The organism is Streptomyces sp. NPDC001410, from assembly GCF_042895235.1.
GTDB lineage: Bacteria > Actinomycetota > Actinomycetes > Streptomycetales > Streptomycetaceae > Streptomyces.
This window is the reverse complement of the sequence record NZ_JBIAWE010000001.1, coordinates 393,812-409,647: the sequence shown is the minus strand read 5'-3', so window position 1 is coordinate 409,647 and position 15,836 is coordinate 393,812. Positions and strand designations below refer to the sequence as shown.

At 70.2% G+C, this 15,836-nt stretch carries 13 protein-coding genes; 9 read left to right on the top strand and 4 right to left on the bottom strand.

Annotated elements, in window-relative coordinates; all coding sequences use genetic code 11:
• The first annotated feature begins 200 nt into the window (after positions 1-200).
• A complete protein-coding gene (locus ACFY3C_RS01845; protein WP_390769322.1) occupies positions 201-1,073 on the top strand; it encodes a hypothetical protein in 873 nt (290 codons plus the stop codon).
• 98 nt (positions 1,074-1,171) lie between these two features.
• Here the strand turns inward: ACFY3C_RS01845 and ACFY3C_RS01840 are convergent, their stop codons facing one another.
• Both ACFY3C_RS01840 and ACFY3C_RS01835 read right to left on the bottom strand, forming a co-directional pair.
• Entirely contained in the window at positions 1,172-1,936 is a 765-nt protein-coding gene (locus tag ACFY3C_RS01840) for a DUF4239 domain-containing protein (protein WP_390769321.1), read from the bottom strand.
• A 31-nt stretch (positions 1,937-1,967) separates the two neighbouring features.
• Positions 1,968-2,096 carry a hypothetical protein gene (locus tag ACFY3C_RS01835; RefSeq protein ID WP_386576807.1) on the bottom strand — a complete coding sequence of 43 codons (129 nt, stop codon included), beginning with the start codon at positions 2,094-2,096 and terminating at the stop codon, positions 1,968-1,970.
• Positions 2,097-2,832: 736 nt separating this feature from the next.
• Between ACFY3C_RS01835 and ACFY3C_RS01830 the strand changes: the two genes are divergently transcribed.
• The 3 genes from ACFY3C_RS01830 (at position 2,833) to ACFY3C_RS01820 (ending at position 7,014) form a co-directional block, all read left to right on the top strand.
• A complete protein-coding gene (locus ACFY3C_RS01830) occupies positions 2,833-3,804 on the top strand; it encodes an SCO0930 family lipoprotein (RefSeq protein WP_386576805.1) in 972 nt (323 codons plus the stop codon).
• Between the two features lie 256 nt (positions 3,805-4,060).
• Positions 4,061-4,873 carry an SAM-dependent methyltransferase gene (locus ACFY3C_RS01825; RefSeq protein WP_386576804.1) on the top strand — a complete coding sequence of 271 codons (813 nt, stop codon included), beginning with the start codon at positions 4,061-4,063 and terminating at the stop codon, positions 4,871-4,873.
• Positions 4,870-7,014, top strand: a complete 2,145-nt coding sequence (locus ACFY3C_RS01820) for a putative bifunctional diguanylate cyclase/phosphodiesterase (protein WP_390769320.1) — start codon at positions 4,870-4,872, stop codon at positions 7,012-7,014. Before ACFY3C_RS01825 ends, ACFY3C_RS01820 begins: the two co-directional genes overlap by 4 nt.
• Before the next feature lie 404 nt (positions 7,015-7,418).
• On the opposite strand, the gene ACFY3C_RS01815 is transcribed toward ACFY3C_RS01820, so the two are convergent.
• Positions 7,419-8,837: an amino acid permease gene (locus ACFY3C_RS01815; RefSeq protein WP_390769319.1), complete on the bottom strand. Its 1,419-nt coding sequence runs from the start codon at positions 8,835-8,837 to the stop codon at positions 7,419-7,421.
• Between the two features lie 215 nt (positions 8,838-9,052).
• Here ACFY3C_RS01815 and ACFY3C_RS01810 point away from each other — a divergent pair, with 215 nt between their 5' ends.
• A complete protein-coding gene (locus tag ACFY3C_RS01810; protein WP_390769318.1) occupies positions 9,053-9,787 on the top strand; it encodes a FadR/GntR family transcriptional regulator in 735 nt (244 codons plus the stop codon).
• Positions 9,788-9,869: 82 nt separating this feature from the next.
• Entirely contained in the window at positions 9,870-11,342 is a 1,473-nt protein-coding gene (locus tag ACFY3C_RS01805; protein WP_386576800.1) for an APC family permease, read from the top strand.
• Between the two features lie 36 nt (positions 11,343-11,378).
• Here ACFY3C_RS01805 and ACFY3C_RS01800 read toward each other — a convergent pair whose 3' ends face one another.
• Positions 11,379-12,272 carry a LysR family transcriptional regulator gene (locus tag ACFY3C_RS01800; protein ID WP_386576799.1) on the bottom strand — a complete coding sequence of 298 codons (894 nt, stop codon included), beginning with the start codon at positions 12,270-12,272 and terminating at the stop codon, positions 11,379-11,381.
• Between the two features lie 120 nt (positions 12,273-12,392).
• Here ACFY3C_RS01800 and ACFY3C_RS01795 point away from each other — a divergent pair, with 120 nt between their 5' ends.
• The 3 genes from ACFY3C_RS01795 to ACFY3C_RS01785 are packed head-to-tail and all read left to right on the top strand — an operon-like array spanning position 12,393 to position 15,758.
• Complete coding sequence (locus ACFY3C_RS01795; protein WP_386576950.1) at positions 12,393-13,064, top strand: succinate dehydrogenase; 672 nt, start codon at positions 12,393-12,395, stop codon at positions 13,062-13,064.
• Position 13,065: 1 nt separating this feature from the next.
• The gene (locus tag ACFY3C_RS01790; protein WP_390769317.1) at positions 13,066-15,012 is read left to right on the top strand and encodes a fumarate reductase/succinate dehydrogenase flavoprotein subunit; all 1,947 of its coding nucleotides are present in this window, start codon (positions 13,066-13,068) and stop codon (positions 15,010-15,012) included.
• A complete protein-coding gene (locus tag ACFY3C_RS01785; protein WP_386576797.1) occupies positions 15,009-15,758 on the top strand; it encodes a succinate dehydrogenase/fumarate reductase iron-sulfur subunit in 750 nt (249 codons plus the stop codon). The genes ACFY3C_RS01790 and ACFY3C_RS01785 overlap by 4 nt, the downstream gene beginning before the upstream one ends.
• Positions 15,759-15,836 lie beyond the last annotated feature (78 nt).

Here is a 15,836-nt window from a genome sequence, read left to right as displayed (position 1 = left end):
TGCAGCCGAAAGGATTTTTCTGACGGTCCGTGACCTGCGGCAATATCCGATTGTGTGCTTTTCCTGTGGCGTGTCCGCTCACCAGGACGGACCATTCTCGACATGCGGGCGTGTTCCGGGCGTCCGAGGGTTCTGTCGGGAGGTGCCTTCTCGCCGATAGTCCGGGTACGGGACCCGGAGTGCCTCCCGCGGAGGTTCACATGCGAAACCAACGTGCCCTGGCGGCCGCGTGCGCGGCGGTCGCCGTGCTGGGGCCGGCCGCCCCCGTGGCCGTAGCGGACGGCATGGGCGGCGGAGGCGGCTCGAACACCGTCATCACCATCCCGGGCAACGGCAACATCGGGAACGGCTTCGGAAACGGGCTCGGGAACAACAACGGCAACTTCTGCCAGGGGAACAACAACGGTCGGGGCGACGACAACTTCGGCCGCTGCGACAACAACGGCCGGGGCAACAACAACGGCCGGGGCGACAACAACGGCCGGGGCGACAACAACGGCCGGGGCGACAACAACGGCCGGGGCGACAACAACGGCCGGGGCGACGAGAACGACCAGGAAAAACACCACGGCGACGGCAACCCGCGCAACATCGTCGTCTCCCCGAACGTGCTCCGCGTGCTCCCCCCAGACGGCGGCCGTCTGGCCATCACCGTGGACAACTGCCGGGGCGGTACCGCTTCCTCGCCTGAGCATGTCTTCCCCACCGTCGAGCTGTCGCCGATCGGCAACGACACCGCGCGAGGCGTCGCCACGATCCCCTCCGATACCCCGTCCGGCACCTACGAGATCATCGTCAACTGCAACGGCCGCACCCTGAGCCTCCCGGATGCCTTCACGGTGGGCAGCGGCGGCAAGGCCGGTTCCGGTGGCGGCAAGGCCGGCCTCAGCGGCAGCCAGACCACTCTCGGCCGCAGCCAGACCGCTCTCGGCGCCGTCCAGGCCGGTTTCGGCGGCAGCGTCACCAGCGGCGCCACGCCGACCGACATGGCCATCGGCGGAGGTCTGGTGGCCTCTGCGGTCATCGGAGGCGGCATGTCCTTGATGCGCCGCCGCCCGGAGAGGCGGTTCTGACCGGGGCCCGGATCCCGTTCTGCCGAGCGCACCGCACGCAAGACGGGCCTTCGCCCGGGTTCCCGCAGGGGGACCGGGGCGAAGGCGCCCGTCCGCGGTCAACCCCTGACGTGCGGGAACAGGTTCAGGAACGGGTCGGCGCTCGCCGTGATGCCCCGGCTGTAGGGGGCGTCGAAGTCCCAGATGAGGAAGAGCATGAAGGCGATGGTCGCGGAGAAGAACCCGGCCAGGACCAACTCGCGCCGGGTGCGCCGGATCTGCAGCGCGAAGACCATGCAGACGGTGATGACCGCCCCGGCGAGCAGCCCGAACCACACCACGCCCGGCATCGTCGCCCCGGTCGAGTCGGCGCGCGCGTTGCGCGCCTGGTCGGCGGCGGCCATCTGGTCCAGCAGCGGCTGGTAGGCCTGCGCCTCGAAGTCGTTCTTCGGCTGGTAGTCCGTCACGTCGTGGCGGAGCGCCGCCAGCAGCTGCGTACCGCGCTCGGTGACGCGCCCGCGGTCGGTCATCGCCTTCCACTCGGTGGTCACCACGTACTGGACATAGGTGTCGGCGTCGCCCCGGATGCGGTCACGGATGTCCGGCGGATAGACCCGCACCCGCTCCGAGATCTCGTGCAGCGCCTGGGCCTCGGCCTGCACATGGTCCTGGGCGCTGCTGCGCGCCTCCCACACGCCCGCGATGGCGAGGCCCAGGACGATGGCGTACACGACGCCGATCCACATCGTCATGTACTCGATGACGTCGGGGGTCTCGCTGGGGTCCTCGTCGTCGGGAGCCCTCTTGTGCCGTACGAGGGTGATGACGACCACGACGGCACAGGCCCCCAGCATCGCGAGGACGAGAACAAGCCAATCCGACAACGGATGCCTCCAGAAGTGAGCGGCCGGCGCGTCAGCGCGGGCGCAGCGCCGCGACGGCGACGATCGCGGGAACGGTGATGAGCAGGACGTAGGTGACCGGTGACGTGTGGTCGGGCGCCTGGCGGCTGCTGGGCCGGGGGTGGTACGCCGGGTAGCTCACCGGGGTCACGGAGGGCCGCGGGCGGGCCCTGGGCGACGGCGCGGGCCGCGGCTTCGGGTCGGGCCGGGGCGTCGGGGTCGGCGTCGGCCGGGGCACGGGTGGCGCCGGGGCGGGCGGCCGTGGCTTCGGTTTCGGCGGGGCTTTCGGAGTGGGCGTCGGACGCGGCGTGGGCGTCGGCTTCGGCTTCGGCGACGGGGTCGGCGTGGGCGTAGGCGTGGGGGTCGGCGTGGGCTTCGGGCACGGCGGGGGCGTCGGCCAGCGGTCGCCGCCTCCCGCCACGGCCACCGCCACCGTGCCGTCCGGGCCCGTCGAGGCGGACGCGCAGGCGTCGGCCGACGCGGTCCCGACCGGGCAGCCCACCAGGGTCCAGGTCAGTGCCAGAAGGGCCAACACCCGTGTGGCGGGCGCACATCGGGTCACTTCGGGTCCATGCACGACGGAGATCATGAGGCGCCGAGCGCCGTCGTACTCCGGAGTACGACCGGATTTGATCCGAAGGGGTGACAAATCACGATTGATGGTTTGAATACCCGAAGCTGACCGACTGGCCCGATATGCGCGCTCGTGCGACTCCCCACGATTCCCCGCGCGCGGGACGCGTCACGGGACGCGTCACAGGATCCGAAAAGAATTTTCGCGCCCCCGTTGAACACTCCGGCCCCTTTGCTGCGTACCCATGGCCGTGCGGCGGCGCAGCAGGGCGCTGCAATATCCAGGCGAATTTGGGGAGTTGGCGATGAAGACCTCCTGGCGGACCGCCTCACTGGTGGCCACGGCCGCTTCGGTGCTGGTGCTGACGACGGCGTGCGGTCAGGACAACAGCACCACGCCGGCATCGGCGGCCCAGAACGTCGGGGCCACGGCCGCGGCGGGCGACTACGGCAACCCGGGCGGCGGAGCCGCCACGGGTACCGGTGCGGGCAACGGGTACGGCGCCGACGGCAACCAGAGCTCCAGCTCCCCGAGCCCGGCCGCCCCCGCGGGCAACCTGAGCGTGGCCCGCAACCCCGACCTGGGCAAGGTGCTGACCGACGGCTCCGGCCTGACCCTCTACCGGTTCGACAAGGACACCGCCAATCCGCCCAAGTCGAACTGTGACGGCGACTGCGCCACCACCTGGCCGCCGGTGCCCGCCGACGACGCCACCGCCGGCGAGGGCATCGACAAGGCGCTGCTCGGCGAGGTCACCCGCGCCGACGGCAGCAAGCAGCTGACCATCGGCGGCTGGCCCGCCTACCGCTACGTCAAGGACGTCAACTCCGGTGACGTCAACGGCCAGGGCGTGGGCGGCAAGTGGTTCGCCCTCGCGCCCAACGGCAAGAAGGCCTCGCTGGCCTCCCTGCCCGGTCTGTCCGTCCGCAAGGACCCCAAGCTGGGCGACGTCATCGTGGACAAGAACGGCATGACGGTCTACCGCTTCCTGAAGGACAAGGCGTGGCCGAAGGTCGTCTCGAACTGCACCGGCGCCTGCCTGGAGAAGTGGCCCGCGGTCGCCCCGGTCAAGCCCGAGGACACCAAGGGTGTCCAGAAGAAGGGCCTGATGGGCTTCACCCGGCCCGACGGGGAGAAGCAGATGACCGTCAACTGCTGGCCCATCTACACCTTCTCCGGTGACAAGGCTCCCGGTGACACCAACGGTCAGGGCGTGGGCGGCACTTGGTACGCCGTCTCGCCCGACGGCAAGCCGGTCGGCGCGCCGGGCAAGTAGAGATCACCTCCCCAGGGTCGATCGCCCTGCCCACCGGCGCCCGATCGAAGGTCCGCCCCCTCCGCACCGCACGGAGGGGGCGGACCGTTGTTCGGTACGGCTGTCACACAGCGGGGTCACCTGCGCACTTGCCGCAGGCAGTGACCGGGAACGGACGGTCAATTTCCGGTTCGGGTCGCTCCTTTGGCGGGCGATCAGTAGCCTCAGCTCGAACACCGGATCGCCTCGACCTGTCGCCTACGCCTTGGAGAGATACATGGAGCGTCCCGCCTGGGCCCCACGGAGCATCGACATCTCGGTGCCGAGCGTTTCGCGTATCTACGACTTCTACCTGGGCGGTTCGCACAACTTCGAGGTCGACCGGGAGGCGGCCCGCAAGGCGATGGAGTTCATGCCGGGGCTGCCGAAGGTCATGCAGGCCAACCGGGCGTTCATGCGCCGGGCCGTGCGCTTCGCGGCCGACGAGGGCATCACCCAGTTCCTCGACATCGGCTCCGGCATCCCGACCTTCGGCAACGTCCACGAGGTGGCCCAGGCGGCCGCACCGGGCGCTCGCGTCGTCTACGTGGACCACGATCCGGTGGCGGTGGCGCACAGCCAGGCGGTGCTGGCGGGCAACACCGACGCCGACGTGATCGCCGCCGACCTGCGCAAGCCCCAGGAGATCCTCTCCAGCCCCCAACTGGACCGCCTGATCGACCTGAATCGGCCAGTGGCGCTCCTTCTCGTTGCCATACTGCACTTCGTGGAAGACGTGGACGACCCGTACGGTGCGGTGGCCGAGCTGCGCGAGGTGCTCGCGCCCGGCAGCCTGCTGATCCTCACCCATGCCTCGTACGAGGGAATCCCGTTGCCGGCGGAGCGGGCCGAGGGCGCGGTGGACGTATACAAGGACATTCGCAACCCGCTGATCATGCGCTCGCGCGAGGAGATCGCGCGGTTCTTCGAGGGGTACGACATGGTGGAACCCGGACTGGTGCAGATGCCGCTCTGGCGCCCGGAGTCGGCGCCGGAGGACGAGGATCCGTACGCCTTCTCCGGATTCGCCGGCGTGGGGCGCACGGCGTGAGCGCGGAGCCGGACGGGCCGGAAGACAGACTGCGCCGGCTGACGACGATCTGGAGCCGGGCGGTCTTCCCGGTCACTTCCACGTCGCTGACCCGCGCGGAGTTCGCGGAACAACTCCTTCCGCTCGCACGCAGGTTGAGCGGCCTGCTGCGGGCCCGCAGCTTCGACTCGGAGGAGGCCAAGGCGGTCGGCGCCGCACTCGTCGAGGCGCACTGCACCGACCCCGAGGCGCTCACCCGCACCCTGGACTGCGTCGACGCCTACCTGGTCCTCTACTGCGGTGAGGACGGCCCCCAGGACGAACTGCGCATGCGCTCCTCGCGGTTGCAGCACGCGATGGCCGCCGGGTACGCGCAGGCCCTGCGCGAGCGCACCCTCGCCGAGCAGGAGGCCATCGCCCAGGCCGCGTTGCAGGCCCAGGGCGTCGTGGCCCAGGCCCTGCACGCCAGCGAGGCCCGCTTCCGGGCGGTCTTCGAGGGCGCGGCCATAGGTATCGGCATCGCCGACCTGGAGGGCAACGTGCTCCAGGTCAACGAGGCGCTGATGCGCATGTTCGGCGGCTCCGAGACGGCCGTGCGCGGGCGCAACGTCATGGAGTGGACGCACCCCGAGGACGCGCCCCAGATCTGGAAGCTGTACGACGAACTCGTCCGCGGGGAGCGCGAGCACTACCACGTCGAGAAGGCGTTCAACCGCTCCGACGGCACGGTCCTGTGGACCAACCTCACGGTCTCCCTGCTGCGCGACGCCGACGGCGACCCGCAGTACCAACTGGCCCTCATGGAGGACACCACCGAGCGCCGCCTGCTCAACCTCCGGCTGCGCTACGAGGCCACGCACGACGCGCTCACCGGCCTGCCCAACCGCACCCTGTTCTTCGAGCGCCTGGAGAAGGCCCTGGGCGCCGGCCAGGGCCAGCGCTTCGGCCTGTGCTACCTCGACCTGGACGGCTTCAAGACCGTCAACGACAGCCTCGGCCACGCGGCCGGCGACCGGCTGCTGGTGGAGGTCGCCGACCGGCTGCAGTCCTGCGCGACCGCGCCCGGCGAGATGGTCGCCCGGCTCGGCGGCGACGAGTTCGTGGCCCTGACCACAGGCCCCGGCACCGAGCGGGGCGTCGACGAACTCGCCGAACGCATCATGAACGCGCTCATCACGCCCATCAGCATCGACGGGCGTGACCTGCTGGTACGCGGCAGCCTCGGCATCGTGGAGGGCCCGGCGGGCGAGCGCACCGCGGCGGAGGTCCTGCGCAGCGCGGACATCACCATGTACCGGGCGAAGTCGGCGGGCGGCAACCGCTCCGAGCTGGCCGACCCGGAGGCCGACGCCCGCGCGATCACCCGCCACGGCCTGACCACGGCGCTGCCCACGGCCCTGGAACGCGGCGAGTTCTTCATCGAGTACCAGCCCCTGGTCCACCTCGGCGACGGCAGCGTCCGCGGCGCCGAGGCGCTCGTCCGCTGGCTGCACCCGCAGCACGGCGTCCTCGGCCCCGACCGCTTCATCCCGCTCGCCGAGCACACGGGCCTGATCGTGCCGCTCGGCCGCTGGGTCCTGGAGGAGTCCATCCGCCAGGCCCGCGAATGGCGCGAACGATACGGCGAGGAGACGGCCGCCGGCCCCCTGCGCATCAACGTCAACCTCTCCCCGTGCCAGCTGAGCCATCCCGGCCTGGTCCAGGACACGGTGGAGATCCTCGAACGCGCGGGCGTCGCCCCGGACGCCCTCTGCCTGGAGGTCACCGAGTCGGCACTGATCGGCGCCGACGACGACCTCCTCAAACCCCTGCGCCGACTCGCGGAGATGGGCGTCGACATCGCCCTCGACGACTTCGGCACCGGCTACTCCAACCTCGCCAACCTGCGCCGCCTCCCGGTGAGCATCCTCAAACTGGACCGCTCCTTCACCCAGGGCATGCAGCAGTTCCCGGCCGACCCCGTCGACCTCAAGATCGTCGAAGGCATCGTCTCCCTGGCCCACAGCCTCGACCTCGCGGTCACCGTAGAGGGCGTGGAGACCGGCGCCCAGGCCGAACAACTCCGCATACTGGGCTGCGACACGGCCCAGGGCTGGTACTACGCGAGGCCGGGCCCACCGGAGAGACTGCACGAACTGGCGCTGGTGGACGCGACGGGGTGAGCCCGTCCCGGCCGGGGCCTCATCGGGACGGAAGCGAGCACAGGCAGTGGTGTGTCCGGTCCTCGGCGACAATGTGTCGCGCGTCGCCGCCCGGCACCACGAGGGCGGGGTGTTCGCCGTCCCTCGTCCGTGGACAGGGCCCGGAGTGCGCGGCCGGTTGCGGGGACGCCCCGGGTGACGTCACCGCTCGCCCGGGGCCGTGCGGCTGCAGCCCCACGAGCCCGCGGGAGCGGGTGGCGCAGACGACCTGATGGGGCGTCGCGCCACTACGGTCACCTCGCGCATCTGCCGTCGCGGTCGCATCCTCACCCCCCCGCATGGGATGGCGCTCCATGCCAGGGGTGCACCGGACAGGACAGTCCGACCCGTCACCGGATCGGACTGTCCAAACCGCGCGATATCGACTACACCGTGTCCAGTGCCTCGTTCCTGCCGGCCAGCCGCTGCCGCAGCAGTGCGAAGACCACCACGCCCACGGCCACCAGAGTGGACAGGATCACCTGGTCGCGGCCGCCGCCCTCGCTCGTGTCGGTGAGCATGTAGCCCAGCACGAAGGTGATCAGGGCGATGGTGGCCCAGGTCAGGTACGGGTAGAGCCACATCTTGACGACCAGCTTCTCCGGGGCCTCCCGCTGGATGATCCTGCGCATGCGCAGCTGGGAGAAGCAGATCACCAGCCAGACGAACAGGGCGATCGCGCCGGAGGAGTTGAGGAGGAACTGGAAGACCGTGTCCGGCCACAGGTAGTTGAAGGCGACCGCGACGAAGCCGAAGACCACCGAGGCCAGGATGGCCGACTGGGGAACACCGCGATCCGTGGTCCGCGCGAAGGCTGCCGGGGCGTCATTGCGCCCACCGAGCGAGAACGCCATCCGTGACGCCGTGTACAAGCCGGAGTTGAGACAGGAGAGCACGGAGGTCAGCACGATGGCGTTCATGATCTGTGCCGCGTGCGGGATGCCGATGGAGCTGAGGGCGGCCACGTACGAGCCGTCCTTGAGGATCGCCGGGTCGTTCCAGCGCAGCAGAGACACGACGATCAGGATCGAGCCCAGGTAGAAGACGGCGATCCGCCAGATCACGCTGTTGGTCGCCTTGGTGACCGCGGCCCGGGGGTCCGCGGTCTCACCCGCTGCCAGCGTGACGATCTCGCTGCCCATGAACGAGAAGACCACCATCAGGACGCCGGTGAGGATCGCGCCGGGGCCGTTGGGGAGGAAACCGCCGTGCGCGGTGAGGTTGGAGAAGCCGGATGCCGGGTGGTCCGAGCCGGGCAGCAGGCCGAAGAGGGCGAGGCCACCGATCACGATGAACGCGGCGATGGCGACGACCTTGATGCCGGCGAACCAGAACTCGAACTCGCCGTAGGAGCCGACCGAGGCCAGGTTGGTGGCGGTGAGGACGACCATGACGATCAGGGCCCAGCCCCACTGCGGGACGGCCGGGATCCAGCCCGCGAGGATCTTCGCCCCGGCGGTCGCCTCGACGGCGAGCACCACGACCCAGAAGAACCAGTACAGCCAGCCGATCGTGAAGCCGGCCCAGCGGCCGAGGGCGCGGTCGGCGTACGCCGAGAACGAGCCGGACGTGGGGTTCGCCGCGGCCATCTCGCCCAGCATGCGCATCACGAGCACGACGAGGGCGCCGACGAGCGCGTAGGAGATGAGGATGCCGGGGCCCGCGGCGGCGATGCCGGAGCCGGAGCCGACGAACAGGCCGGCGCCGATGACCCCGCCGATCGCGATCATCGACAGGTGGCGGCTCTTGAGGCCGGGCTTCAGACCGGACTCGCTGGGCGGGCTCTGAGGGAGGGTTGTGGTCATCTCGCCATCCATGGAGGGGGTGCGGACCAGGGCGGCACGAAAATTAGTTCAGTACGATCTAAAAAAACAGTCTTGTTTAAATGTTCACGGTGCTCTATTTTCCGTTCAGCGCTGAGCCGCATCCTCGGGTGCCGCCACCGCCCCGTCCCTCGCATACCGGCTCTCAGGGGAGCTCATGCACGAACCAGCAGCGTGGTCGCCGTTAGGGTGTCGTCGTGGTGAACACAGCGGGCAAGTTCGGTCCCTACAGCCAGCCAGGTCCCGCGCGGCCCGCGCCGGGTGCCGGGGCACTGGACACCCGTGTCCTGCCCGGCAGGGGCCTGACGGGATCGGAACTCGTCCGTTCACGGATCGCCCTGCGGGTCCGCCTGAGGTCGGCGGCGCCGGGGGACCGGCTGCCCGACGCCGGCGTGCTCGCCGAGGAACTGGGGATCAGCGAGATCACCGTGCGCCGCGCGCTGGAGGGCATGTGCCAGGACGGCCTGCTCGACCGTCGGCGGGGCAGAGCGGGCGGCACGTTCGTCGCCCAGGAATGGGACACGGTCGTCGCCGTGCTGCACGATCCCGACGAGGCGGCTTCGCTGGACGCCGTCCACGTCCTCCTGGAGTGCGGTCTGGTCTCCCACGCCGTTGGCGAGGTCCCGGAGGGCCGGCTCGACGGGCTGCGGGCGCTGGTCGACGAGATGGACCGGACCGACGCACCGGCACGGCTGCTCGAACTGGAGACCCGCTTCCACCTCGACCTCGCGGAGGCGCTCGGCGGCCCCGGGATCCGCGAGTTCGCCGCCGATCTGCTGGGCCGCCAGTGCCTGCTGGTGCCCGCTCCGGCACCCGAGGTCGTCCGGGCGTGCAACCGCCACCACGCCGACCTGCTCGACGAACTGGCCCGCGGCGCGATGGCCCCGGCGGTGGCCGCGGTCAAGGCGCACCGGGACACCACACCGGCCTGACACCGGGCCACACCGCCCGGTCCGTGGCGACGTACCCGAGAGTCATCGCACCGACACCACCCCCGCAGAAGGAGCAGGCGCCATGCCCGACCCCGGAGCCGTCGGCCCGCTGCCGACACCGGGCCCTGCCAGCGGCACGCCGCAGCGTCTGCGCGGCGGCGTCCTCGGCATGGCGGACATCGCCGCCGCCACCATGGCCAACGTCGGCCCGGCCATGAGCTTCTTCTTCGGTTTCGCGTTCCTGGCCACCACCGCGGGCGTCGCGTCCCCGCTGACCATCGCTGCCGCGGGCGTCGCCGTCGCGCTGCTCGGCAACACGCTCGCCGAGTTCTCCCGGGCACATCCCTCGGCGGGCAGCTTCATCACCTTCGTCGGCAAGACCTTCGGGCCGGTCAGCGCCGTGACCACCGCCCTGCTGGCCGGGCTGGGCTACATCATCGCGATGGCCTCCGTCATCGCGATCTCGGGCGGGTTCGTGCAGATCACCCTGCACCACTACACCGGCCTCGACGTCCCGTGGATCATCTGGACGCTGCTGCTGACCGGGCTGTCGGTCGTGCTGATGCTGCGCGGGATCGTCGTCTCCACCAAGTGGGCCGGCTACTTCTTCGCCGTGGAGATGCTGGTCCTCGTCGTGGTCTCGGTGGCGGCGCTCGTCGAGCACCGCGGCAGCCTCTCCGCCGCCCCCTTCGTCCCCGGCCACATCACGCACGGTCTCAAGGGGCTGGCGGCGGGCTTTCCGCTCGCCGTCTACCTGTTCGTCGGCTGGGAGAACTCGGCGGCGCTCGCCGAGGAGACGGAGAACCCGCGGCGCAACGTCGGCCGTGCGGTGTTCTCCTCCGTGGCGATCATGACGGTGAGCTACATCCTCTTCTCCTACGCCACCGTGACCGGCTTCGGCTACGACGTCCAGCGGCTCGGCGACTCGCCCATCCCTTTCATCGACGTCGCCGACGACACCCTCGGGGCACTGTCCTTCCTCGCCTACGTCGGCGGCCTGACCTCCACCCTCGGTGTGCTGATCGCGGGCATCAACTCCCAGGCCCGGCTGGTGTTCAACGCCGGACGGGAGGGACTGCTGCCGTCCTTCTTCGGCTACGTCCACCCCCTCCGCCGTACGCCCAACAACGCGATCGTCACCTTCGCCGTCACCGCCCTGCTGATCATCGGCGGCTGGGGCCTCGGGCACCTGGTGGGAGCCGACGGCGGCCCGATGGACCCCGTGGTCTTCTTCACCGAGTCCTCGACCTTGGGCACCATCCTGATTTTGCTCGTCTACCTGGCCTCCAACATCGCCCTGCCGCTGTACTACCGCCGCTACCGGCCACAGGAGTTCCGGACCGTACGGCACCTGGTGCTCCCGTCGATCGGCGCCCTGGCGATCCTGGTCCCGCTCTACTACCTCGCCAAGCCGGGCCAGCCCGCACCGTACAACTGGTTCCCCTACGCGGCCCTGGCCGCTCTGCTCGCCGCCGTCGGCTACGCCACCCACCTGGTCCGCCGCGACCCGGACCTGGCCGGACGCGTCGGTTCGGTCATCGCCGACGTGGAGTGAGTCTCTGACGGGTCGTCGACGTCGTCGCGCTCAAGGTCACCGCTCCACCAGCATCCGCTGCAACTCCCGCGCCGCCCGAGGCGGAGCCACATCACTGCGATGGGCCAGCGCGATCGTCCGATGCAAGCCCGGCCGCGCGAGCGGAGTCACCCGCAGTCCCCGTCCCGACCGCGTCGCGACCATGCGCGGTACGACGGCCACCCCCAGCCCCGCCCTTACGAAGCCGAGCACCGCGTCCATCTCCCCGCCCTCGACCGCGAAGTCCGGCTCGAAGCCCTCGGCGCGGCAGGCGGCCACGGTCAGCTCGCGCAGGTCGTAGCCGTGCCGGAACATCACCAGACGCTCGCTCTCCAGGTCCGCGATGCGCACGACCCGGCCGCCCGCACCGGAGGCGCCCGGCGCCCTCACCTCCGGTGAGGACACCACCACCAGATCCTCCCGCAGCAGCTCCACCGTGGTCAGCGCGGGCGCGGGCGTCGGCAGCGGCAGGACGACCAGGGCGAGGTCGAGGGCGCCGCGGGCGAGCTCCCGCACGAGATCGTGCGAGCCGCCCTCCTCGATCAGCAGCTGGATGCCGGGGTAGCGGTCGTGGAAGGCGCGCAGGACGTCCGGCAGCAGGCCGGTGCACAGGCTCGGCGTCGCGCCGAGGCGCACCCTGCCCCGCCGCAGCTGCACCAGTTCCTGCACCTCGTACCGGGCCGTGTCCGCGTCCGCGAGGATCCGCCGGGCCAGCGGCAGCAGTGCCTCGCCCGCGTCGGTGAGCGTGATGTTGCCCCGGGCGCGCAGGAACAGGTCCGCGCCCAGCTCCCGCTCCAGGGCCTTGATCTGCTGCGACAGGGACGGCTGGGCGACATGGACCAGCTCGGCGGCCCGGGTGAAGTGCCGGGTCTCGGCCACGGCCACGAAGTACTGAAGCTGCTGGAACTGCACGGTTACAGAATAGCCCCAGCCTATGGAAACAAGCTGGACCATGTCTTGGACCGATCGGTTCCCTCGCCTCTAGCGTGCTGTTCCATGGCTCTGGCAACGCGGACGGACCGACGGCCGTCCATGGCACGCACCGTGTGGGACAGCACCGTCGGGAAGAAGACGGTGATGGCCGTCAGTGGTGTGATCATGCTGCTGTACCTGGTCGCGCACATGATCGGGAACCTGAAGATCTACTTCGGGGCGGGCGAGTTCAACCACTACGGCCACTGGCTGCGCACCGTCGGCGAACCCTTCATGCACTACTCCTGGACTCTCTGGCTCATCCGGATCGTCCTCGTCGTCGCAGTGGTCGCCCACGCCACGTCCGCCTACCAGCTCAGCCGCCGTGACATCAGGGCACGGCCCAGCAAGTACGTGCACAGGAAGCCGCGGGCGAGTTACGCCACGCGCACCATGCGCTGGGGCGGGATCATCCTCGGCCTGTTCATCGTCTGGCACCTCCTGGACCTCACCACCGGCACCGTGCACTCCGGCGGCTTCCAGGAGGGCCACCCGTACCAGAACGTGGTGGACACCTTCTCCACCTGGTACGGCAACGTCATCTACATCGTCGCGATGCTCGCGCTCGGCCTGCACATCCGGCACGGCTTCTGGAGCGCCGCCCAGACCCTCGGCGTCGGCAGTCGCGCCCGCGACCGCGCCCTGAAGACCGTCGCCGACGTCCTCGCGCTGCTGCTCACGGCCGGCTTCGTCGCCGTACCCGTGGGCGTCATGACCGGAGTGGTGAGCTGACATGACCTACACCGAATACGCCACCGGTGAGCCCGTGGCCGACGGCAAGTCCCCCTCCGGCCCGATCCACGAGCGCTGGGACAAGCGCCGCTTCGAGGCCAAGCTGGTCAACCCCGCCAACCGCCGCAAGCACACCGTCATCGTGGTCGGCACCGGCCTGGCCGGCGGCTCCGCGGGCGCCACGCTCGCCGAACAGGGCTACCACGTCGTCCAGTTCTGCTACCAGGACTCGCCGCGCCGCGCCCACTCGATCGCCGCGCAGGGCGGTATCAACGCGGCGAAGAACTACCGCAACGACGGCGACTCGATCCACCGGCTGTTCTACGACACCGTCAAGGGCGGCGACTTCCGGGCCCGCGAGTCCAACGTGCACCGGCTCGCCCAGATCTCCGTGGAGATCATCGACCAGTGCGTGGCGCAGGGCGTGCCCTTCGCCCGCGAGTACGGCGGCCTGCTCGACACCCGCTCCTTCGGCGGCGTCCAGGTGTCCCGTACCTTCTACGCCCGCGGCCAGACGGGTCAGCAGCTGCTGCTGGGCGCCTACCAGGCGCTGTCCCGGCAGATCGCCGCGGGGAACGTGGAGATGCACCCGCGCACCGAGATGCTGGACCTGATCGTCGTGGACGGGCGGGCGCGCGGCATCGTGGCGCGGGACCTCGTCACCGGGAAGATCGACACGTACTTCGCCGACGCCGTCGTCCTCGCGAGCGGCGGCTACGGCAACGTCTTCTACCTGTCCACGAATGCCATGAACTCCAACGCGACCGCCGTCTGGCGGGCGCACCGGCGCGGCGCCTACTTCGCCAACCCCTGCTTCACGCAGATCCACCCCACCTGCATCCCGCGCACCGGCGACCACCAGTCCAAGCTCACCCTGATGAGCGAGTCGCTGCGCAACGACGGCCGGATCTGGGTGCCCAAGGCCGAGGGCGACGACCGGCCGGCGAACCGGATCCCCGAGGACGAGCGCGACTACTACCTGGAGCGCATCTACCCCTCCTTCGGCAACCTGGTCCCGCGCGACATCGCCTCCCGAGCCGCGAAGAACGTCTGCGACGAGGGCAGGGGAGTCGGCCCCGGCGGCCAGGGCGTCTACCTCGACTTCGCGGACGCGATCAAGCGGATGGGCCGCACGGCGGTCGAGGCGAAGTACGGCAACCTCTTCGACATGTACCAGCGGATCACCGATGAGGATCCGTACGAGGTGCCGATGCGGATCTACCCCGCCGTGCACTACACGATGGGCGGCCTGTGGGTCGACTACGACCTGCAGACGACCGTCCCGGGCCTGTTCGCGATCGGCGAGGCCAACTTCTCCGACCACGGCGCGAACCGCCTCGGCGCCTCCGCCCTGATGCAGGGCCTGGCCGACGGCTACTTCGTCCTCCCGTCGACGATCAACGACTACCTCGCCCGCAACCCGCACCAGGAGCCGGTGACGGCCGAACACCCCGTCGTCCAGGAGGTGTTGGCCGAGACCGAGGACCGGATCGACCTGCTCCTGTCCGTCGACGGCGACCGCACCCCCGACTCCTTCCACCGCGAGGTCGGCGAACTCATGTGGGAGTTCTGCGGCATGGCCCGCACGGACGCCGGCCTGCGCAAGGCCCTGGAGCGGATCCCGCAGATCCGCGAGGAGTTCTGGCGGCGCATCAAGGTGCCCGGCACCGGCGAGGAGTTCAACCAGTCGCTGGAGAAGGCCAACCGCATCGTCGACTACCTGGAGCTGGCCGAGCTGATGTGCCTCGACGCGCTGCACCGCGGCGAGTCCTGCGGCGGCCACTTCCGCGAGGAGTCGCAGACACCCGACGGCGAGGCCGCGCGCAGGGACGAGGAGTTCTCCTACGCGGCCGCCTGGGAGTTCACCGGCACCGGCGAGGCGCCCACCCTGCACAAGGAAGACCTGGTCTTCGAGTACGTCCACCCCACCCAGCGGAGCTACGCATGAAGCTCACCCTGCGCGTCTGGCGGCAGAAGAACGCCGACGCCGAAGGCACCATGTCCACGTACGAGGTGGACGGCATCTCCTCCGACATGTCCTTCCTGGAGATGCTCGACACCCTCAACGAGGAACTCATCCTCAAGGGCGAGGACCCGGTCGCCTTCGACCACGACTGCCGCGAGGGCATCTGCGGCGCCTGCTCGCTCGTCATCAACGGCGACGCGCACGGCCCCGAGCGCACCACCACCTGCCAGCTGCACATGCGGTCCTTCAAGGACGGCGACACGATCGACATCGAGCCCTGGCGCGCCTCGGCCTTCCCGGTGATCAAGGACCTGGTCGTGGACCGGTCGGCGTTCGACCGGATCATCCAGGCCGGCGGGTACGTCACCGCCCCCACCGGCTCCGCGCCCGAGGCCCATGCCACCCCCGTACCCAAGGCGGACGCCGACTTCGCGTTCGAGCACGCCGAGTGCATCGGCTGCGGCGCGTGCGTGGCGGCCTGCCCGAACGGTGCGGCGATGCTGTTCACCTCCGCAAAGGTCAACCACCTCAACGTGCTGCCGCAGGGGGCGCCCGAGCGGGAGACGCGGGTGCTGGACATGGTGGCGCAGATGGACGCGGAGGGGTTCGGGGGCTGCACGCTGACCGGTGAGTGTGCGACCGCCTGCCCCAAGGGGATTCCGCTGGTGTCCATCACGAGCATGAACAAGGAATGGCTGCGGGCCACCCGGAAGGTGGCGGGGCGCTAGCCGCAGCAGAAGACGTTCGCCGACCAGCAGGCGGACGGGCGGGGTCGGGAGAGGTGCTCCTTCCGGCCCCGTCTGGTT